The sequence below is a fragment of the Pilosibacter sp. NGB245 genome (genome assembly GCF_057397225.1).
Genome location: NZ_CM171584.1, coordinates 112,004 through 133,690 on the forward strand (window position 1 = coordinate 112,004; position 21,687 = coordinate 133,690).

A 21,687-nucleotide genomic window follows, 5' to 3' on the forward strand; every position below is an offset into this window, starting at 1 on the left:
TTCCGGGACGATCCCGGAGGGGCCTCTTTTTGTAGATTGTATTCAAAAAACAACAAGATATAGTTTTGAATCATGAATTTTTCACCATATATATGGTTTTGGTATATCATATTTATATAGCAGTACTCCTTGCAATCCGGGAACAATACAGTTATAATAGAATCGTTCTCGCGTGAGTGACTAAAAATAACGTGGCGGGAACATGACATGACCGCCTTAAGAGACTTGTGGCGGCAGGTCCGACAGATCAATCATAAAATATCTAAATCAGATAAAATTTCTGTATAATTCTGAAAAAAACAAACTGTATATACAACCAAGAAAACTATCAGCAACTGAAATGTACATGCCTGAGGCCGGCCAGTAAATGCGCGGACCTGTAGGTCAGCTGTGTTTTTTAGCAGAATAGACAGAAGAGAAAAACAGGCAACGGCAGTTGTGCGTAAAGCGGACAATTCTGCCAACACAATGAAATGAAACGGGGAATCAGGGATGAAGATCATCAAAAGAAACGGAGCGGAGGAAAGTTTTGACACGCTCAAGATCGTAAATGCGGTCCAGAAGGCGTGCAACGCCACAGAAAATGCCTATCTGGCACCGGAACAGCTTACGGATATCGCGGATTATGTAGAGTACAAGTGCAATAAGCTGGGACGTGCGGTGTCCGTAGAAGAGATTCAGGATATGGTCGAGAACCAGTTGATGGCGATCGGTGCTTTTGCGATCGCAAAAAATTATGTGCGCTATCGCTATGACCGCTCTCTGGTGCGGAAAGCAAATACGACGGACAACCGGATCCTGTCCCTGATCGAGTGCAACAACGAAGAGGTTATGCAGGAGAACTCCAACAAGAACCCGACCGTCAACAGCGTACAGCGTGACTATATGGCTGGCGAAGTCAGCAAGGATCTCACGAGAAGACTTCTTCTTCCGGAAGATATTGTTGAGGCGGATAAGCAGGGAATCATCCACTTCCATGACTCCGACTATTTTGCACAGCATATGCACAACTGCGATCTTGTAAACCTGGAGGATATGCTGCAGAACGGCACCGTGATCAGCGAGACATTGATCGAGCGCCCGCACAGCTTTTCCACAGCCTGCAACATCGCGACCCAGATCATCGCGCAGGTTGCCAGCAACCAGTATGGCGGACAGAGCATCAGCCTTGCGCATCTCGCTCCGTTCGTTCAGGTATCGAGAGTGAAGATCCGTCAGGAAGTGATTGGCGAGATGAAGGATCTTGGAATTGCTGTGACAGAGGATCAGATCGATAAGCTCACGGAGGAGCGTCTCCGCAGAGAGATCACGAAGGGAATCCAGACGATCCAGTATCAGGTCGTAACACTCCTTACCACAAACGGACAGGCACCGTTCGTTACCGTTTACATGTACCTCGACGAGGCAAAGAATCCGCAGGAGAAAAAAGACCTTGCGATGATCATCGAGGAGACCTTAAAACAGAGATATCTCGGCGTTAAAAATGAAGCCGGCGTATGGATCACACCGGCATTTCCGAAGCTGATCTATGTTCTCGATGAGGACAATATCACTCCGGATGCGCCGTATTACTATTTAACAGAGCTTGCGGCAAAATGTACCGCAAAGCGCATGGTTCCGGACTACATCTCCGCGAAGAAGATGCGGGAATTAAAGGGCGATGTGTATACATGCATGGGCTGCCGTTCCTTCCTGACTCCGGACCGTTCCTACGTAAAAGGAAACCTTGCGAATGCAGGAAACTACCGGGAAGGCGAGCGCAAGTATTATGGGCGCTTCAATCAGGGCGTTGTGACGGTAAACCTTGTTGATATCGGACTCAGCGCAAGAAAAGACATGAACAGGTTCTGGGAGATCTTTGATGAGAGAATGGAACTCTGCCACCGCGCAATGCGCTGCCGCCACGAGAGATTAAAAGGAACCTTATCCGACGCGGCTCCGATCCTCTGGCAGTATGGCGCGCTTGCCCGCTTAAAGAAAGGTGAGACCATCGACAAGCTCCTCTATGACGGATATTCCACACTTTCTCTGGGATATGCAGGCCTGTGGGAATGTGTATACAGCTTAATTGAGAAGAAATTAACTGAGCCGGAAGGAAAGAAACTTGGTCTTGAGATCATGCAGAAGTTAAATGACTACTGCACGAAGTGGAAAGAGGCGGAGAATATCGATTACAGCATCTACGGAACCCCGCTGGAATCCACAACCTACTCTTTTGCGAAGAGTCTCCAGAGACGTTTCGGTATCGTAAAGGGCGTAACCGACAGAAACTACATCACGAACAGCTACCATGTACATGTAACGGAACCGATCGACGCCTTCAGTAAGTTAAAATTAGAGTCTGAATTTCAGGCACTGTCCCCGGGCGGAGCGATCAGCTACGTGGAAGTTCCGAACATGCAGGATAATATCCCGGCTGTTCTTCAGGTCATCCGCTACATCTATGACAATATCATGTACGCGGAGTTAAATACGAAGAGCGATTACTGTCAGGTATGCGGCTACGACGGCGAGATCAAGATCATCGAGGATGACGGAAAGCTCGTATGGGAATGCCCGCATTGCGGAAACCGTGACCAGAGCAAGCTCAACGTTGCAAGACGTACCTGCGGATACATCGGAACACAGTTCTGGAATCAGGGCAGAACACAGGAAATTAAGGAAAGGGTACTGCACCTGTAATGAATTACGGAGAGATCAAAACATGTGATATTGCAAACGGTGAGGGAGTCCGCGTGTCCCTCTTTGTGTCCGGCTGTACACATCACTGTAAAAATTGCTTTAATGATGTGGCGTGGGATTTCGGATATGGAAAGCCGTTTACGGAAGAGACGGAAGAGATGCTGCTTGAGGCGCTGGAGCCGGATTATGTGGATGGACTTTCGCTTCTCGGTGGAGAACCCTTTGAGCCGGAGAACCAGCGGGCACTTCTCCCGTTCTTAAAGAAAGTGCGCGAAAGATTCCCGAAGAAAAATATCTGGTGCTATACCGGTTATCTTTTCGATAAAGAGCTTCTCGGTGAGAGCCGGGCGAGATGCGAGTGTACCGATGAGATGTTAAGCCTGATCGACGTTCTCGTGGACGGCGAGTTTGTCCAGGAGCTCTACAGCGTGGCACTGGCATTCCGAGGCTCGGAGAACCAGAGGATCATCGATGTGAAAAAGTCCCTGGAAACAGGGGAGATCGTCTGGCATGATCTGGTGAGCCGGGGAATCTCGATGAAGTTTAATTAGAATATAAAGCTATATATAGAAAAGATCCGGCAGTTGGGTTGTTTTACAGGGATTTTTGATTCTGTAAGACAACTTGACTGCCGGATTTTTTTGATGTAATAGGAAATTCCGAGAAATTTCCTGTCTCACAAAAGGCACTTCTTTTTTTATAAAATCTGTAGTGCAGGTAAGGGCATCATGTGAAAAATGAAGTCTGGATATGGCATCTGGATAGGCTTAGAGCTGCCGCTGCTCTTGACTTTTGGAGAGTATTCTCGTATACTAATATAGTTCTAAATAGAACAGTTCACTTTTGAATCAGAGGTGATACACATGAAATTTGTTGATTTTATGGCGGACAGCCGGGATTTCTATACGGGGCTCATTGATCCGGTCTGCAAAAAATACGGGCTGACCCAGATGGAATTCAATATTCTGCTGTTTCTCGCCAACAATCCGGAGTGCGATACCGCCGCCCAGATCATCAAGAAGCGGGCGTTCACAAAGTCCCATGTCTCCATGTCTGTCCGCTCATTGGAAGAGCGCGGACTGCTCACTGGGGAATATTATGGGACGGACCGGAGGACGATCCATCTGAAACTCACGGACGCCGCTGCGCCGATGGTCTCTGACGGGAAAAACGTCCAGAAACGGGCCGCCGAGATCATCTGCCGCGGATTCACCCCGGAAGAGCACCGGATGCTGTTCGAACTTATGAACCGGATCAATTCAAACATCTCAGATTACAGGAAAGAAGGAAAACTGCATGAACAACAGTAAAGAATTTCTTGGGACAGAGCCGATCGGAAAACTCCTCTTTAAGCTTGCCGTTCCATCTGTCATCGCACAGATCGTCAACATGCTGTACAATATCGTTGACCGGATTTACATTGGACATATCCCGGGAAGCGGAAGTCTCGCCCTGACCGGTGTCGGTGTCTGCCTGCCGATCATTATGGTGGTCTCCGCCTTCGCGGCCCTCGTAGGCTCCGGCGGTGCGCCGAGAGCGTCGATCTTTATGGGAAAAGATGATATGGATTCCGCGGAAAAGATTCTCAGCGGCTGTTTTACGGTTCAGATCATCATTTCTGCGATCCTGACAGCAGTCTTACTGTTGTTTGGCCGCTCTATGCTCTTGACTTTTGGAGCCAGTGAAAACACTATCGGCTATGCCGTTGATTACATGAGTATTTACGCTGTCGGAACGATCTTTGTCCAGATGACGTTAGGCATGAACATGTTCATCACGGCCCAGGGATTTTCAAAGACCAGTATGCTGACGGTTACCATCGGAGCTGTCTGCAACATCATTCTGGACCCGATCTTTATCTTCGGGTTTGGCATGGGCGTAAAGGGTGCGGCTCTCGCGACGATCATCTCTCAGGCGGTATCCTGCGGATGGGTTCTCGCGTTCCTGACCGGAAAGAAGACCTTCTTACGGATCAAAAAGGAGTATTTAAAGCCGGTTCCATCTATCGTTTTCCCGTGTCTTGCGCTGGGACTTTCTACGTTTGTGATGCAGTCCAGCGAGAGTGTTATCTCGGTATGCTTTAACTCTTCCCTGTTAAAGTACGGCGGAGATCTGGCAGTCGGTGCCATGACGATCCTTACAAGTACGATGCAGTTTGCAATGCTGCCGCTCCAGGGAATCGGACAGGGAGCGCAGCCGATCATGAGCTATAACTACGGAGCGAGAAATATCGACCGTATGAAGAAGACATTCAAGCTCCATCTCGTGATCTCCCTGATCTATTCCACGTTGTTCTGGCTCTTTGTCCAGCTTTTCCCGGCAACCTTCGCGGGAATCTTCAGCTCCGATCCAGAACTCGTTTCCTTCACTGCAGGCGCTCTGCGGATCTACTGCGGTGCGATGTTCCTCTTTGGAATCCAGCTCGCCTGCCAGATGACCTTCGTTGCCATCGGATATGCAGTATGTTCGATCATCGTTGCGGTTGTGCGTAAATTCGTGCTTCTGCTTCCGTTAATCTTCATCGTTCCGATGTTCGTCAGCAATAAAACGATGGGTGTCTACATGGCGGAGCCGATCGCGGACACGATTGCGGTGACGTTTACGGCGATTATTTTTGCGATCCAGTTCAGGAAAGCGCTGAGACTCATTGAGGGTACAAAGAAAGCAGCGGCGTAAGGGATATGGGAAAAGACAATCCCGAAAAGCATAATTTAAGCAATATAAAAGGTCGAAAGTTTCAACTTCCAATACGAATTTGAAACTTTCGACCTTAATTTTTTATGAATATAAATCTAATTTATCCTACGCTGACCTGAAATTCAGGCTGGCGGAATAAGAGACACCCGTTTATTCCGGACAAACGATCTTACCGGCCACCGCGCATGCCGCAGCTGTTCTCGGGGAGGCGAGATAGATCTGGACTTTGGATGTTCCCATACGTCCAAGGAAGTTGCGGTTGTTGGTAGCGACAACACGTTCACCGTCAGTCAGGATACCGCCCGCGCGTCCGCAGCAGAGGCCGCAGCCCGGGTGGGTGATCATAGCGCCTGCCTCGGCCAGTGTCTCAAGGATTCCGAGATCAGCAGCCTGTTTGTAGATCTTGCGGCTTGCCGGAGTCACGATGAGCTTTACAAATTTTGCAACCTGTCTGCCCTTTAAAACTTCCGCAGCCGCAGCCAGATCCTCAAGACGTCCGTTTGTGCAGGAACCGATGAATACCTGATCGATCTCTGTGCCTTCAAGTTCGCTGACATTGCGGATCTTGTCGACCTGAGACGGACATGCCATGACCGGAACAAAATCCTCGGCGTTGTATTCCATCACGCGGCAGTAATTTGCGTCTGCGTCGCCGAAAAGACTCTTCTGGTAGTCATTTAAGGTAACATTGCAGTATTCCGCCGTCTTCTCGTCCGGTGTGAACAGAGCGCACTTTGCGCCGGCCTCAATGGCCATGTTGGAGATCGTCATACGGCTTGCGACTGTCATGCTCTCCACTGCGCTTCCGGAGAACTCCAGAGCCTTATAAGTAGCGCCGTCCGCGCCGAGATCACCGATGAGACGGAGAATTACGTCCTTGGACATAACATTCTCCGGCAGTTTTCCGTTGATAACGACTTTGATGGTCTCCGGCACACGGATCCACATGGTTCCGGTTCCCAGGATGCTGGCCATCTCCGTATATCCGATTCCGGAGGAGAATGCGCCGACACAGCCGTAGGTCGTTGTGTGGCTGTCTGTACCGAAGGCAACATCGCCCGGTTTTACATATCCGGCTTCTGTCATTAACTGGTGGCAGATTCCGTCACTTCTGTGGACGTGGGTCATGCCATATTTTGCGGCAAATGCATCGCCGACATGGAAATGTCTTGTATCGTCAAGCTGGCTTGCCGGAACAAGGTGGTCGTAGATCAGAACGACCTTATCCGGATCCCACAGCTTTTCAAAGCCCATCTCTTTAAATTTCTCCGCCACGAACGGAATAAAAATGTCGTGGATCATGACGCGGTCAACATTTACGGTCACGATATCGCCCGGCTTTACGGACCTGCCGGTGTTATGTTCAACGATCTTCTCAATTACAGTCTTTCCCATTTCGTTTTCCTCCCGTTCAGTCCAAACCATTCAGCTTGCGCATGGCCTTGACAAGGCCGCCTGCGCGGATAATGTCCATCAGATTCTCGGGAAGAGACGCAATCGGGTACTCTTTTCCGTTGTAGTCGATGTGTTCGTTTATCACAACGGATACGGTATCGCCCTCTTTGATGTCATCGTAGAGTGTCGGCTGTTCGATGAGGAGCAGGCCGTTGTTGATGGAGTTACGGAAGAAGATCCTCGCGAAGGATTTCGCGATCACGCACTGGATTCCCAACGCTTTGATGATCTCCGGTGCCTGTTCTCTGGAAGAACCGCAGCCGAAGTTTTTTCCGGCAACGATGATGTCACCGGGCTTGATCTGGGCAGCCAGCTCCGGGCGGAGCGGGGAAAATCCATACTGTTTCATATCGTCAATGGTCTTTAATGCAAGGTACTCGGTCGGGATGATGATATCGGTGTCGATGTCATCGCCCAGAACCCAGATCTTTCCAGTCATTTTTTCCATGTAAATATCCTCGATTTCTATACAAATATAGTGATCATATTCAAAAATGCATATTGCCGTATCATTCTGGCAAATACCAATAAGTAATTTATCCGTAACTGTTCAGTAGGTCTGCGCACTTGCTGCGCTGACCGTAAGAAAACATAGGCTGGAAGGCAAAAATCCCATCAGCGAAGCTGATCTGGAATGGATTTTTGCACGTAACTATGAAGGTACTGAATAGTTACATTTATTCTATGTATAGGGGCATTACTGGTGGAACGACACTTCTGCCTGTATAAAAGTACAGGCAGAAGTGAAAATAGTCTTTACAAATCTGTGCAGATTATAAATCACTTGCTAATGCAATCTCGCCCTTAATAGCAGACGCCGTAACCGTCGCTGCGGATCCAAGATATACCTTGGAGCTCGGATGACCTGCGCGGCCCTTAAAGTTTCTCGTACCGGTGCTGATCAGGACTTCGTTCTCGCCGATCACGCCCTGGCAGCTTCCCCAGCATACGCTGCAGTTCGGGTTCATGACGATCGCGCCGCCCTCAATAAAGGTGTCGATCAGCCCTTCCTTCAATGCCTGAAGATAAACGGTCTGACTTGCCGGAACGACAAGAAAACGAACCTTTTCTGCAACATGTCTGCCCTTTAAGATGGAAGCGCCGACTCTCAGATCCTCGATACGTCCGTTGTTGCAGGAACCTAAGAATGCCTCGTCGATCTTCACGCCGCGGACTTCCTCAGCCGGAACCAGGTTGTCAACGAAGTCCGGTTTCGCCACTACCGGGCGGATCTTGGAGAGGTCAAAGGTATATTCTCTTGCGTAGACTGCATCCGGGTCGCTTGTGAAGAGTGCCTTCGGCTTTCTTCCGTGAGCTTTCAGGTATTCGATGGCTTTCTCGTCCGGCTCGAAGATACCGGTCTTGGCACCTGCCTCGACAACCATGTTGCAGAGGACCATACGCTCGCTGATGCTCAATGTCTTAGCGCCCTCGCCTGTGAACTCCATAACCTGGTAGTTGCAGCCGTTTGCGCCGATGGTGCCGATGATGGTCAAGATCAGGTCTCTCGCGTAAACGCCTTCCGGCAGCTTTCCGACGAGGTTGAATTTTACAGTCTCCGGAACGAGAACCCAGGATTTTCCTGTCACCATGCCGTAGAGGAGGTCTGTACATCCAACGCCTGTACCGAAGGCGCCGAGAGCGCCGTAAGAGCAGGTGTGGCTGTCAGCACCAAAGATCAGTTCACCCGGACATACATAATGTTCCATCATAACCTGGTGGCAGACGCCTTTTCCCTCCCAGAAATCAATGTTGTTTTCCTTCGCGAAGTCGCGCATCTTCTTCTGGGATGCCGCTGTCTTCGGGCAGTCGGACGGAACATTGTGGTCTACAATGAATACCATCTTCTTTGTGTCCGCGATATGCGGATGTTTTAATTTATTGCGGTACATGTCAACGGTCAGATGGGTAGTTCCGTCGTTACTCATCATACGGTCTAATGTTACAGTATGGATATCTCCCGGTTTTACGTAGTCAACTCCGGCTGCCGCCGCAATGATCTTTTCTGCAATCGTCATTCCCATTGTCTTAGTCCTCCTCACGGTTTAAAGAAGCGATCAGTCCGCCCTGATTTAAGATGTTCTGCATGTATTCCGGCAGCTTTGTGCAGGAATATGTCTTTCCGTTTGCGTGGGCAGTTCCGTCAGACATGGAAAGTTCCATGGTGTCGCCGGTCTTTACATCATCCGGCAGGTCTTTACAGACGATGACCGGAAGTCCGATGTTGATGGCATTTCTGTAGAAGATCCTCGCGAAGGATTTCGCAACAACAGCCTGTACGCCGAGAGCTTTTAAGACGCCCGGTGCCTGTTCTCTGGAAGAACCGCAGCCGAAGTTCTCGCCGCCGACAACAAAATCACCAGGTTTTACTTTTTTCGGGAAATCCGGGTCAAGAGACTCGAATGTGTGCTCTTTCATCTCTTCCAGATTTGGTAAGAGCAGATACTGGGATGCAATGATCTGATCGGTATCAAGGTCATTATGAAATTTAAAGATCGTTCCTTCTGCCATGACTTTATATGTTCCTTTCTTATCTAAGAAATATTAAAAGACAGCTGCAAAAATCCAGACCGTCAGCCGCCTTAACAGTTCATGAATTCTTTCGTTTCCTCATTATAGCATAGGATCAGGCATAAATAAAATGGCGCGTATTGATATGGCACATAACTTAAAGTTATAAAATTATGATGCTTTCCAACGCCGGGAAAAGGCCATAAAAATTGCTGCAGTTAAACTCTGTATTTGAGCGGACATGACAGTTGTATCTTTACACTGCCGGTCGGATCATCACGGAAAACTGCAGCAAAAATGGAACTTATCTGGTTATTTCAGCTTCAAAACCGCCGTTTGCGGTCTCGTCTCAGCCGTCAGCACCAGTGTGTTGGAGTCGTACTCCACCACATTCCGGCAGAGTCCTGTAAATTCCTCAAGACGTCCGATCACCGGATAGCCGAAATGGTCAGAACGGTAGTGCATCGGGATCACAACGCGGGGCGCGAGATCATCCACCACAGCCTTCGCCTGGACCGCATCGATCGTATAATAACCGCCCACAGGGATCAGGATCGCGTCGAGATGCTTTAACAGATCCTTTTGTTCTCTGGTAAGAGGACATCCGATGTCACCCATATGGGCAATTTTAAGTCCATCTGATTCTAAAATGTGGATTCGGTTCGGCCCGCGGAGCGCCCCCTGTTCCGGGTCATGCCAGGTGTCAATCTTCGTGATGGAAAACGGGTTCTTTGTCCCGCTGTGCTTTAAGGTTACTGCGTCCGTGTATCCGTGGTCACCGTGCTCATGGCTGCAGAGCACCATGTCCGCGGTGAGGGAGAGTGGAGCAAGCCCCGGCACCGTATTCGGGCCATATGGATCAAAAACAATGGAAAAACCATCTTTTTCAATGGAAAAACAGGAATGACCATTCCAGGTGATAGAAATAGAATTCATAATTATGTCCTCCTCTCGAGCAGTTAGAAATGATTGAGCAGATGACTATATTTTATCATGAAACGCAGGGAGATTCAATGGACGAAAAGCAAGGTCCCATCTGTGCCGGAGTGGGAAATTTATGTGATCAGTGCTTGAGAAATCAGGAGCAGCCGCGGTATAATAGTGGATATAATATCGGGAATAACAGGAGGAAATGACGATGGATCTGACACAGGTAAAGCACGAGATCGAAACATTGGCGGAGAAACACCGGGATGAGTTTGAGACGGTCAGTGCATGCATATTTGCTCATCCGGAGCTGGCATACCATGAAACGCTGGCGCAGGATCAGCTATGCGGGCTGTTGGAAAAGCATGGCTTTAAAGTACAGCGGGGAGCCGGCTCTCTGGAGACCGCATTTGTGGCAGAATACCGGAGCGGAAAGCCGGGAATGACCTTTGCCTTTATGTGCGAGTACGACGCACTCCCTGAAATTGGACATGCATGCGGACACAATCTGATCGGCACCAGCGGAGCCGGCGCCGGTGTGATATTAAAAGAGATCATGGAAAAATACGGGATCGGCGGAACCCTGAAGGTTCTTGGAACACCGGCAGAGGAAAACGGAAGCGGAAAGATCACGATGCTGGACGAAGGAATCTTCGATGGTGTGGATATGGCGCTGATCATGCATCCGAGTGATATGTCCATGGCAGATGATATCTCATTTGCAGCCGTAAATAAGACCTATACCTTCACCGGAAAACCGGCACATACCGCAGCGTGCCCGTGGATGGGGGCCAGCGCATTAAACGGAGTTCTCCAGATGTTCCATGCGGTAGATTCCCAGAGACTTCATTTTAAGGATTACACGAGGGTTCATGGAATTATCCTGGAGGGCGGAACCGTTGTGAATATTGTTCCGGAGAAAGCTGTATGCCGGTTTAATATCCGGGCATTAGACGCAGGCTATTTAGAAGAAGTGATCGCAGTCATTGACCGCTGTGCAAAGGGTGCGGCGATTTGCGCCGGTGTAGATGTTGAGATCAAACAGGACGGTTATCTCATCAAGGATGTGCGCAACAACCGGGAACTTGTGACGGCAGTGGAGAAAAATATGGACCTGATCGGAGAACACCACATTCCGCGGGATCTGACTCAGGGAATCGGATCCACGGATGTGGGAAATGTGACTCAGGCACTTCCGGCTGCCCAGTTTTATATCGGTGTGGGCGAAGGCTTGGGAACCCATACAGCAGCATTTGCGGACGCTGCAGGAGGTGAAGCAGGAAGACGTGCTCTCACTGCCGCAGTAAAAGTGCTGGCAATGACAGGACTTGATATGATGTCCGGCCGATCATAAAAAATAACAAAGCATGAAGGTGATTGTTCATGCGATCGGGACGAAGATGAAAGAAATCTAAGAAAACGGAAGAATCGACAGAAATAAAAATCTCTGCCCGGACACATCAAGGTGTGACCGGACAGAGATTTTTGCTGTATTACAGCGCCGTCGCCTTCGGCAGCGTAAAGATAAATTCCGACCCGACCCCCTGGGTGCTGATCACATCAATATTTTCCCCGTGTGCCTGTATGATCTCTTTTACGATCGCCAGCCCGAGTCCTGTTCCCTTTTTATCTTTTCCTCTGGAGAGATCCGACTTATAGAAGCGGTCCCAGATCTTCTTGATACTTTCCTTCGGAATACCGATTCCCGTATCCTTCACGGAAACAAAGACTTTCTCGTACTTCAGCGAAGTCTGGATATAGATTACAGAATTCTCACGGCTGAATTTAATGGCGTTGTCGATCAGATTGTAGAGTACCTGCTGGATCTTACCGAGATCTGCATACACCATCTGGATATCCGCAGCGAAGGTGAGATCGAGAACGATATCCTTTGCATTGCAGGTTCCTTCAAAGGTTGCCGCAGTATCTTTAATAACGCGGTTGATGTCGAAGTTGCTGCGGGTCAGGAATCCTTTGCTGTCGAGAGAGTTTAACGTCAGCATGCCCTGCGTGAGCTTGTTCAGACGCTCGGTTTCAGAGATCAGAATGCCGAGGTATTTGTCGTAAAGTTCCGGCGGGATCGTTCCGTCCTTGATCGCCTCGAGGTATCCTTTGATCGAGGTCAGCGGGGAGCGGAAGTCATGGGAGACGTTCGCGATGAAGGAGTGTTGGTATTCCTCCATTTTATTTAACTCACTGGACATATAATTTAAAGTATTAGCAAGATATCCCATCTCGTCGGCGGAAGTTACCTTGATCGTGTGATTTAAGTTCCCGGCCGCATATTCTTTTGCGCCTTCCGTGATCTTCTTTAAAGGGAAGAAAACGGTTTTTGTGAAGACGAGGAGAATGATCAGGGACAGGATGAAGATGACCAGTGCCGTAATGTATACAATGTTCAGAATACGGTCTTTCCCATGAACGATCTGTTCGATAGGCATGTGGATCACCACGTATCCATACGTGTTAAAATTTCCTGTGATCGGTGCGATGACAGACAGCATGTCCTCATCAAACATGCCGAAAAATCTGCCGGTCATGTACGAGCGGTTTCCCGCCGCTGTGGGGTCAAAACCATCGATGGAGGTGCCGATGTGGGAGGCAGGAGATGTCTCCGCAACGACGCTGCCTTTCTGGTTGATGACCCAGGCCTGGGCCTTTAAGTAAGTGGCGACAGCCTGTAGCTGCGGGTTGGCTGTCGAAAGACTGATATTTTTTCCCTGATAGATATCGCTGTAGGTGGAGGCGAGAAGATTTGCCTCATCATAGAGGGATTCGGATCGTTCCTCCAGAAGATACCGGTAAGTGATCTCGGAGGACATGGTCGCGATAAAAATGAATCCCAGAAGACCGAAGACGAGATATCCCAGAAGGAATTTACTGTAAAGAGAACGGGTCATCGTCTTACCTCGAATTTATAACCGATCCCCCAGACGGTGGACAGCGCCCAGTTTTCATCGTCGCGGATCTTCTCGCGAAGGCGTTTGATGTGGACGTCTACGGTCCGGGTATCGCCGATATACTCATATCCCCAGATATGGTCCAGCAGCTGCTCACGGGTGAAGACCTGATTCGGGGAGGAAGCAAGGAAATATAAGAGTTCCAGCTCCTTTGGCGGCATGTCGACCGAATGGCCTTTATAGAGGACTGAATAGTTCGTCAGGTTGACGATCAGGTTCGGATATTCCACATATTCGCCCTGCTGTTTTGTTGCGGCTGCCATGCTGGCCGGAGCCGCCTGGTAGCGTCGGAGAACTGCTTTGACTCTCGCGACGAGCTCTTTGGAGTCAAACGGTTTGATCATATAGTCGTCGGCGCCCAGCTCGAGACCTAAGACCTTGTCGAAAACCTCGCCTTTCGCGGACAGCATGATGATCGGTACCTGGGAAGTCGTGCGGATCTCCCGGCAGACCTGGTAGCCGTCCATGCCCGGCAGCATCAGGTCGAGAAGAATCAGATTCGGCTTAAAGACCGGAACCTCCTTCAATGCGGATTCTCCGTCCCCGACAATTTTTGTCTCATAACATTCCTTCATCAGGTACAGGGAAATTAATTCTGCAATGTTTTCATCGTCATCCACGATGAGGATTCTCTGCTTATCGACCATTTGAGGCCTCCTTCTTATGAGATGGTCCCATGAAAGGACTGACAGCGCGCAACGGCCAGCTTTCATGGAAGTTGAAGTCTGCATCAGCAGACAGATCAGTTTCTTAAGTTACTTGAATGTCACGATCGTGACGCCGGTATCACCTTCTCCGAACTCACCGAGCCGGAATTCTTTCACATATTTGAGCTTTTTCAGATGCTTATGGACCGCAGCTCTCAGAGCACCGGTTCCCCGTCCGTGTACAACGCGGACCTGCGGAAGATGGGCGAGGTAAGCGTCATCCAGATATTTGTCGAGGACAGGCATCGCCTCGTCCGTGGTCATTCCGATCAGATTGACTTCCGGGGAGACAGAGAAGGACTTCGCCATCTTGATCTTTCCGCTTCCCGTGTTGTTCCGCTTCATAGCAGCCGGATCGAGTCCCGGTCCGGATACGGATGCCTCGTCTAAAAGTTCCAGATCTTTGATATTCACAAGGGAGCGCAGGATCCCCATCTGCACATAGAGATCGCCTTTTGCGTTCGGCAGTGTGCTGACAGTTCCCTTTAAGTTCATCGTGAGAACTTTGACACCGTCGCCGATCTTTAATTTCTTCGGCGAGATCGTCTTTTTCGGTCCCTTATTGTTCTTGAGACTTAAGTTTTTATCGACTTTGTCCAACTTTTCGCGGAGCTTTGTCCGTTCGGCTTCCAGTTCTTTTCCGACACCGGAACTTGCGGCGAGCTTGTTGATATTCCGGATCGTCTGGTCAGCGGTCTCCTTTGCTTCGCGCAGGATCCGCTGTGCTTCCTCGTTGGCATTCTTTAAGAGCTTTTCTTTCCGCTCGTCAAGACGCTCTTCCTTCTGCTCGATATTCTTCTTTAAGCGGGAGATTTCTTCTTTATAGCTTGCAATCTCTTCACGCTCTTTCTCGATCGTCACGCGGCTCTGTTCGAGGTTCGCGAGAAGATCCTCAAATGCCTCATCATTGGATTCGAGGTGTGTTTTCGCGTCGTCGATAATATAATCCGGCAGACCGAGCTGCTTGGAGATCGCGAACGCGTTGCTCTTTCCCGGAATTCCGATGAGGAGCTTGTAGGTCGGACGAAGTGTCTCGACATTGAACTCACAGCATGCATTTTCGACACCCGGAGTAGACAGGGCAAATACCTTTAACTCACTGTAGTGGGTGGTCGCCATGGTCCGGCACTTCATATTGTGAAGGAAGGACAGGATGGAGATCGCCAGTGCAGCACCTTCCGTCGGGTCTGTTCCGGCACACAGCTCATCGAAAAGACAGAGAGAGTGGCTGTCTGCCTGATTTAAGATCTTCACGATATTCGTCATATGGGCGGAGAAGGTACTTAAACTCTGCTCGATGCTCTGCTCGTCGCCGATATCCGCGAAGACTTCATCGAAGACGGAAAGTTCTGATCCGTCAAAAGCCGGGATCTGAAGTCCGGACTGTCCCATCAGGGTAAACAGGCCGACCGTCTTTAGGGAGACGGTCTTACCGCCGGTATTCGGTCCGGTCACGATCAGCAGGTCGAAATCTCTTCCCATCCAGATATTGATCGGAACGACCTTTTTCGGGTCGAGGAGCGGATGACGGCCGTCTTTGATATGGATGTAACCTTTCCGGTTGAATTTCGGCATGGAACAGTTATAGATCCTGGCCAGGGCCGCCTTCGCGAAGATGAAATCCAGCTTTGTCAGGATCTCAAAATCTGTTGTGATCGGCTCGATATACGGAACAAGTTCGGTACTCAGGGCAGCCAGGATCATCTCGATCTCTTTCTGCTCTTTTAATTCCAGTTCACGCAGCTCATTGTTCAATTTGATGATCGCCATCGGCTCGATAAAGAGTGTGGAACCGGTGGAGGACTGGTCGTGGACCATTCCGGCAAACTGGCTCTTGTACTCCGCGCGGACCGGGAGACAGTAACGCCCGTCGCGCATCGTAATTACGGCGTCCTGCAGCATGGTCCGGCTGGAATTTAAGATCGCGTTCAGCTGAGTGTGGACTTTGTCCGCGGTGATCTTCATCTGGCGGCGGACATGGTGGAGTCCCGGACTTGCGTCATCGGCGATCTCATCTTCTCCGAGAATACAGCGGGTGATCTCACTGTTGACATTTGTCAGCGGTTCCAGTGTCCGGAACATCTCATCAAGAGAATCGTCAGGCAGCTCTGTATTTTCCGGGTGACGGCCGTAGTTTTTCGCACGCGCCGCGCATGTCAGAAGTCCGCTGACGGAGAGGAGTTCCATAATGCTTAAGGAACTGCCGATCTCCAGGCGTTTTAAGGAATCTCTCACATCCCGGACTCCGGCCAGTGAGAGACTTCCTTTCTGGCGGACACGGGTCACAGCGTCCGTGGTTTCCGTCTGCGCCTGAACGATCTCGTTAAAATCTGAGGACGGGGTCAGTTCCCGGCACATCTTCTTTCCGGGTTCAGACGCCGCACAGTCAGTCAGGCGTTCAATGATTTTATAATATTCAAGTGTTTTTAATACTTTCTGATTCATAGGTCGATCCTTTTTCCTTTCAATGGCAGATATTTGATTTCATTCACTGCCAGTTACAGTGCGCGGGCAGGGACGCCCGTGTCCGGTAACAAGATTCCTTTTTATGGAATATGCAGAGATTTCAGGCGAAGATGCCTGTCTGCACAGAAAAAGTATAACACAAACAGTTCAAATATCATAGGGATTTTTTCCTGTGAAAAGTAACAGGGATGCTCTCACTCAGGACCCGTGGGCACCAAGTTTTTCTTGCATAATAAGTAGAAAAAAATTATAATGGAAAAAAGATAGGCTAAAAGCAAAGAATCCGCAAATGTGACAGGATCTTGATGGATATTTGCCCGCAGCAGAAAGAATTCCGGATTGCTGCGAGATATGAAAAGGAGATTTTTTCATGTCAGATACACCTAACGAAAAAAATTTTATGAGAGAAAAGATCGTAAAACCCCCGATCGATAAGCGCAGGGCCGCAGGCCGGATCCTGTGCTATGTTCTTTTTGCGGTTGTTTTCGGCGGCGTTGCGGCGGTAAGCTTTGTGGTATCCCTTCCGACAGCAAAAAAAATCCTGGGAAAAGACCAGCCGGCAACATCCGCGCCGATCACGATCGAGCGCGACCAGGATCCGTCCGGCGAACCGACACCGGTGGAGACGATGGCGGAGACCACAGGAGAGGGGATCCGCTCGGAAGACCTGAAGGACGAGGTGGAAAAGATCGTTGGGGATGCCATGGAAAAGTTCCCCTGGACGACGAAAAACCTGACCGAGTTCAACGATGCGTTCCGGAACATCTACCTGGAATCAGAAAAAAGCATCGTGACAGTCTCGGCGGTGAAAAACGATGTGGACTGGTTTGACAACCCTATCGAGACGACGGGACAGTACGCCGGGATCATTATCGCGGTAAACCCAAGCGAAGCGCTGATCTTAACAGAACAGAGCGCAGTGGCGGGAGCTGATTCCCTGCGTGTGACCTTCGGGGATGGATCAATAGCGGCAGTGGAATTAAAATCCCAGGATTCAACAGCCGGGATGGCGGTTGTCAGTGCGAAGATCGCTGATATTGAAGAACAGACGGTAAACTGGATGAAGGCGGTGGAGCTTGGAAATTCCTATTCCGTCCGCACCGGGGACATGGTCCTCGCAGTGGGAAGTCCGTCTGGACATGTCCATTCCGTCAAACAGGGACTGATCTCCTATGTGGCGAAAGGTGTCCAGGCAGTGGACGGTCAGACCCGTATCCTGTATACAGAATTTGAGAGTCATGCGGATGAGGGAACATTCCTTATAAATCTTTCCGGTCAGCTTGTGGGTTGGGCGACGTCCATTTATCAGGCCGGGGACAACACACAGGCGGAAGATAGGACGATGGCAATGCCGATTTCGGAGTACAAGGGCGTGCTCCAGAAACTCACAAACGGACAGTCCGCTCCGTATTTTGGAATCCGCGGCCAGGATGTGACCTCCGCGATGATGGAGAGCGGGATCCCGAGCGGTGTGTATATTACAGATTCCATTGCAGATGGGCCGGCTTATAATGTGGGAATCCAGAACGGGGATATCCTGACAAAGTTTGATGATCTGGAGATCCAGACGATCCGGGACTTCCAGAACCGGCTGGAGGAGACAAAGACCGGGGATACCGTGAAAGTTACAGTAAAACGGAAGTCTATTGATGAATATAAAGAAATAGAGTATCAGGTAACGATCGGAGCCAGGTAAACATACCTGGCTCAGCGATTGTGTGAGAAGTATGACCGATCAGAAAAGGAGAAATTATGAGATTTATTGAAACATTCCGGGAAGGAAATCACATTTCGGATGTATATCTGTGCAAAACAAAACAGATCGCACTTACAAAAAATGGAAAAGAGTACGGATCTCTTGTACTTCAGGATAAGACGGGAACCGTTGACGCGAAGATCTGGGAGCTGAGTTCTCCGGGGATCAATGAGTTTTCCGCTCTGGATTATGTATATGTTGATGCGGATGTGACCCTATTCCAGGGACAGAACCAGTTAAACGTAAAGAGGATCCGCAAGGCAGACGAAGGTGAGTACCATCCGGCAGATTATCTTCCGGTGACGACGAAGGATATCCCTGCGATGCAGCATGAACTGATTCAGTACATTACGACGATCAAAAATGAATATCTGAGAAAACTTGCATCCGGTTATTTTAATGATCCGGAATTTATGAAGGCATTTTCCTTCCACTCAGCGGCAAAGAGTGTTCACCACGGTTTTGTCGGCGGACTTTTAGAGCATACGTTAAGTGTTGTGAAGATGTGCGACTATTTCAGCAAACAGTATCCGCTGATCAACCGCGATCTTCTTCTAACAGCAGCGATGTTCCATGATATCGGAAAGACAAAGGAACTTTCTGCATTCCCGGCCAATGATTATACGGATGACGGACAGCTTCTCGGACATATCATCATTGGTTCCCAGATGGTAAAGGAACGGATCGATGCGATGCCGGGATTCCCGAAAAAACTGGAGAGTGAGTTGATCCACTGCATTCTTGCCCACCATGGCGAGCTGGAATACGGTTCCCCGAAGAAACCGGCGCTGATCGAGGCGATGGCGCTGAACCTTGCGGACAATGCGGACGCGAGAATGGAGACGATGACAGAGGTGTTAAGAGGAGCCGGTGACAACATGGGATGGCTCGGTTATAACCGCTTCATGGAGACAAATGTTCGCCGTACGAGCGAAGAATAGAAGATAGAGAATAGAGAGAACCTGCCGTTATGCACTGAAAAAGATGCAGACGGCAGGTTTTGTAAGTTGTAGAAAAATTGGTCCGTCCAATTCGATAAATCGTGCAAAATTTCACTGTGAATTTGCTGGAGACGGACACATAAGAAAGTATGTCCGCTATACAAAGACTTATGTGCGCTGGAAAGCGATAAGAACGTGCAAAGATAAAAAAGAAGCGGTTGACAAAATCAATTTTCTGACTAAAATGATTGTTGTTCATATTCAAATGCGATGAACGGGACAGGACTTTCAATCGAAATCTTATTCAGAGAACTGCCGGATGGTGCGAGGCAGGTAAGAAGGGTGGAAGTTATCACCTGCAAGCAGCCGGGGTGAACAAAACGTTTTAGTAATCCCGGACGGAAACCTCACCGTTAAAAGGGGACCGATTCATCTGAAGGTACTGCAGATACTTGAGGAGGATGGGACTGAGAGGCCGGTTTTCCGGCAACAGAAGTGGTAACGCGGAGAATGTTAGATCCTTCGTCTTCTAAGGGAGTGATCCCTGTGGAGACGAGGGATTTTTTGTTTTGTACGTAGATTCCACAGCGATTTCTGCCGTATTTTCAGGATCGTTTGAATATGGATGGACTACAGGGACCGGAACTTGCGACATTCTGATATGACAAAATGAATTTACAAAGGAGCGAAATGACATGAACACATTAGTAATCGTTCTCATCGCAGCTGTGTGTCTGTTATGCGGATATATGGTATACGGACGCTGGCTGGCAAAGACCTGGGGCATCGACCCGAAGGCAAAGACACCTGCCTATACACATGAAGATGGACAGGATTATGTACCTACAAACGGCTGGATCGTTTTCTCACACCAGTTTTCTTCTATCGCAGGTGCCGGCCCTGTAACGGGCGCTATCCAGGCGGCTGCATTCGGCTGGGTCCCGGTTCTTCTCTGGATCCTTGTCGGCGGTATCTTCTTCGGAGCGGTCACAGACTTCGGCGCTCTTTACGCAAGCGTAAAGAACGAAGGTAAGTCCATGGGACTCCTGATCGAGAAGTACATCGGTAAGACAGGTAAGAGATTATTCCTGATCTTCTGCTGGCTCTTCACTTTGATCGTAATCGCTGCTTTCGCAGATATGGTTGCAGGCACATTCAACGCTTACACCGTTAAGGACGGCGTTACAGAGCTTGCGGCAGCAGCCCAGACAAACGGAGCTGCAGGTTCCATCTCCATCGCATTCATCGTATTTGCAATGTTCTTCGGCGTTCTTCAGAAGAAGCTCAACCTGGAAGGAAAGAGCGAGTTCTTTGTAGGACTTGCCTGCACAGTTGCATCTCTTGCGATCGGTATGGCATTCCCACTGATCGGCGGTAAGGAAGCATGGACCGGATTTACATTCGCTTACATCTTCTTTGCATCTGTCCTTCCGATGTGGCTCTTAAAACAGCCGCGTGACTACATGACAACTTTCATGTTCGCAGGCATGATCCTTGGTGCTGTTGTCGGTATCGTTGTTGCTCATCCGAACATGAACCTTCCGATGTACACAGGTTTTACAAATGAGAAGCTTGGAAACATGTTCCCGATCCTTTTCGTAACCGTAGCATGCGGAGCCGTTTCCGGTTTCCACAGCCTTGTTTCCTCCGGTACTTCCTCCAAGACCGTTGAGAACGAGAAAGATATGTTAAAAGTTGGCTACGGCGCTATGGTTCTTGAGAGCCTCTTAGCCGTACTTGCACTCTGCGTAGCAGGCGCAGCTGCAGCTGCTGACGGTACTGCAGCTGCAGGAACTCCGTTCCAGATCTTCTCTGCAGGTGTTGCAGGACTTCTTGAGATGTTCGGTCTTCCGATCTACATCGCACAGTGCTTCATGACTATGTGTGTATCTGCACTTGCTCTTACAAGCCTTGATGCAGTAGCACGTATCGGTCGTATGTCCTTCCAGGAACTCTTCTCCGTAGACGATATGGAGCACGCAGAGGGCTGGAGAAAATTCCTCTGCAACAAGTATGTATCCACAGTTATCACACTTGCATTTGGCTATGTCCTCACAAGAGTCGGCTACTCCAACATCTGGCCGTTATTCGGAAGCGCAAACCAGCTGTTAAGCGCACTTGTTCTGATCACTCTCTGCGTATTCTTAAAAGTAACAGGCAGACAGAACAAGACCCTGATCGTACCGTGCGTGATCATGCTCTGCGTAACCTTCACAGCACTGGTTCAGAGAACCATCGCTCTTGTAGGCGCATTCAGCGCAGGTACTGCAGTATTTATGGTTGAGGGACTTCAGCTCATCGTTGCAATCCTGCTTATGGTTCTCGGCGTGATCATCGTTGTCACATCCGGTAAGGAACTGTTAAACAAGAAGGCAGGTTCTGAGGCGAGAGCATAAGCGAACCAGATAAGCCGCAAAGTGGATTGCGAATACCTGTTTGACATTGCGGTTTACATAATGCTTAACTTATAGGGTTGATATTCGAAAACCGGTTTTCCGGTTCCGGAGACTTCTGAATGGGAGTTTTCGGGGCGCGGGGAGCCGGTTTTTGTATTGACGCAAAAATGTGACTCATTTGAAAGTGCG

Annotated in this window: 16 protein-coding genes and 1 other annotated feature; of the genes, 8 read left to right on the forward strand and 8 right to left on the reverse strand. The window is 49.4% G+C overall.

Features of this window, described 5'->3' with window-relative positions; genetic code table 11:
* The first annotated feature begins 492 nt into the window (after nt 1–492).
* The 4 genes from nrdD (at nt 493) to ACXMYH_RS00525 (ending at nt 5,358) form a co-directional block, all read left to right on the forward strand.
* Complete coding sequence (gene nrdD, locus ACXMYH_RS00510) at nt 493–2,682, forward strand: anaerobic ribonucleoside-triphosphate reductase (RefSeq protein ID WP_117503797.1); 2,190 nt, start codon at nt 493–495, stop codon at nt 2,680–2,682.
* Nucleotides 2,682–3,233, forward strand: a complete 552-nt coding sequence (gene nrdG, locus ACXMYH_RS00515) for an anaerobic ribonucleoside-triphosphate reductase activating protein (protein WP_486555283.1) — start codon at nt 2,682–2,684, stop codon at nt 3,231–3,233. Before nrdD ends, nrdG begins: the two co-directional genes overlap by 1 nt.
* A gap of 312 nt (nt 3,234–3,545) precedes the next feature.
* Complete coding sequence (locus tag ACXMYH_RS00520; RefSeq protein WP_021903993.1) at nt 3,546–3,992, forward strand: MarR family winged helix-turn-helix transcriptional regulator; 447 nt, start codon at nt 3,546–3,548, stop codon at nt 3,990–3,992.
* Nucleotides 3,979–5,358, forward strand: coding sequence for an MATE family efflux transporter (locus ACXMYH_RS00525; RefSeq protein ID WP_486555284.1), 1,380 nt, complete (start codon nt 3,979–3,981; stop codon nt 5,356–5,358). The genes ACXMYH_RS00520 and ACXMYH_RS00525 overlap by 14 nt, the downstream gene beginning before the upstream one ends.
* 171 nt (nt 5,359–5,529) lie before the next feature.
* On the opposite strand, the gene ACXMYH_RS00530 is transcribed toward ACXMYH_RS00525, so the two are convergent.
* The 5 genes from ACXMYH_RS00530 to ACXMYH_RS00550 all read right to left on the reverse strand — a co-directional run bounded on the left by ACXMYH_RS00530 (nt 5,530) and on the right by ACXMYH_RS00550 (nt 10,281).
* Nucleotides 5,530–6,774 carry a 3-isopropylmalate dehydratase large subunit gene (locus ACXMYH_RS00530; RefSeq protein WP_486555285.1) on the reverse strand — a complete coding sequence of 415 codons (1,245 nt, stop codon included), beginning with the start codon at nt 6,772–6,774 and terminating at the stop codon, nt 5,530–5,532.
* A gap of 16 nt (nt 6,775–6,790) precedes the next feature.
* The gene (locus tag ACXMYH_RS00535; RefSeq protein WP_486555286.1) at nt 6,791–7,282 is read right to left on the reverse strand and encodes a LeuD/DmdB family oxidoreductase small subunit; all 492 of its coding nucleotides are present in this window, start codon (nt 7,280–7,282) and stop codon (nt 6,791–6,793) included.
* Nucleotides 7,283–7,607: 325 nt separating this feature from the next.
* Nucleotides 7,608–8,858, reverse strand: a complete 1,251-nt coding sequence (locus tag ACXMYH_RS00540) for a 3-isopropylmalate dehydratase large subunit (protein WP_486555287.1) — start codon at nt 8,856–8,858, stop codon at nt 7,608–7,610.
* 4 nt (nt 8,859–8,862) lie between these two features.
* Nucleotides 8,863–9,345 (reverse strand): LeuD/DmdB family oxidoreductase small subunit, encoded by a 483-nt coding sequence (locus ACXMYH_RS00545; protein WP_015553998.1) that lies wholly within the window; start codon nt 9,343–9,345, stop codon nt 8,863–8,865.
* 312 nt (nt 9,346–9,657) lie between these two features.
* The gene (locus ACXMYH_RS00550; protein ID WP_486555288.1) at nt 9,658–10,281 is read right to left on the reverse strand and encodes an MBL fold metallo-hydrolase; all 624 of its coding nucleotides are present in this window, start codon (nt 10,279–10,281) and stop codon (nt 9,658–9,660) included.
* A gap of 202 nt (nt 10,282–10,483) precedes the next feature.
* Between ACXMYH_RS00550 and ACXMYH_RS00555 the strand changes: the two genes are divergently transcribed.
* Nucleotides 10,484–11,626: a M20 family metallopeptidase gene (locus ACXMYH_RS00555; RefSeq protein ID WP_486555289.1), complete on the forward strand. Its 1,143-nt coding sequence runs from the start codon at nt 10,484–10,486 to the stop codon at nt 11,624–11,626.
* Nucleotides 11,627–11,765: 139 nt separating this feature from the next.
* Here ACXMYH_RS00555 and ACXMYH_RS00560 read toward each other — a convergent pair whose 3' ends face one another.
* The 3 genes from ACXMYH_RS00560 to ACXMYH_RS00570 all read right to left on the reverse strand — a co-directional run bounded on the left by ACXMYH_RS00560 (nt 11,766) and on the right by ACXMYH_RS00570 (nt 16,384).
* A complete protein-coding gene (locus tag ACXMYH_RS00560; RefSeq protein ID WP_329752240.1) occupies nt 11,766–13,172 on the reverse strand; it encodes a HAMP domain-containing sensor histidine kinase in 1,407 nt (468 codons plus the stop codon).
* Nucleotides 13,169–13,879 (reverse strand): response regulator transcription factor, encoded by a 711-nt coding sequence (locus ACXMYH_RS00565; RefSeq protein WP_118532235.1) that lies wholly within the window; start codon nt 13,877–13,879, stop codon nt 13,169–13,171. The genes ACXMYH_RS00560 and ACXMYH_RS00565 overlap by 4 nt, the downstream gene beginning before the upstream one ends.
* Nucleotides 13,880–13,987: 108 nt before the next feature.
* Nucleotides 13,988–16,384: an endonuclease MutS2 gene (locus ACXMYH_RS00570; protein ID WP_486555290.1), complete on the reverse strand. Its 2,397-nt coding sequence runs from the start codon at nt 16,382–16,384 to the stop codon at nt 13,988–13,990.
* 391 nt (nt 16,385–16,775) lie between these two features.
* Between ACXMYH_RS00570 and ACXMYH_RS00575 the strand changes: the two genes are divergently transcribed.
* The 3 genes from ACXMYH_RS00575 to ACXMYH_RS00585 all read left to right on the forward strand — a co-directional run bounded on the left by ACXMYH_RS00575 (nt 16,776) and on the right by ACXMYH_RS00585 (nt 21,498).
* The gene (locus ACXMYH_RS00575) at nt 16,776–18,101 is read left to right on the forward strand and encodes a S1C family serine protease (RefSeq protein WP_215702017.1); all 1,326 of its coding nucleotides are present in this window, start codon (nt 16,776–16,778) and stop codon (nt 18,099–18,101) included.
* Between the two features lie 56 nt (nt 18,102–18,157).
* Complete coding sequence (locus tag ACXMYH_RS00580; protein ID WP_118321794.1) at nt 18,158–19,102, forward strand: 3'-5' exoribonuclease YhaM family protein; 945 nt, start codon at nt 18,158–18,160, stop codon at nt 19,100–19,102.
* Nucleotides 19,103–19,363: 261 nt separating this feature from the next.
* Nucleotides 19,364–19,635, forward strand: a binding site (T-box leader).
* Nucleotides 19,636–19,797: 162 nt separating this feature from the next.
* Nucleotides 19,798–21,498: a carbon starvation CstA family protein gene (locus tag ACXMYH_RS00585; protein WP_486555291.1), complete on the forward strand. Its 1,701-nt coding sequence runs from the start codon at nt 19,798–19,800 to the stop codon at nt 21,496–21,498.
* Nucleotides 21,499–21,687: the final 189 nt, after the last annotated feature.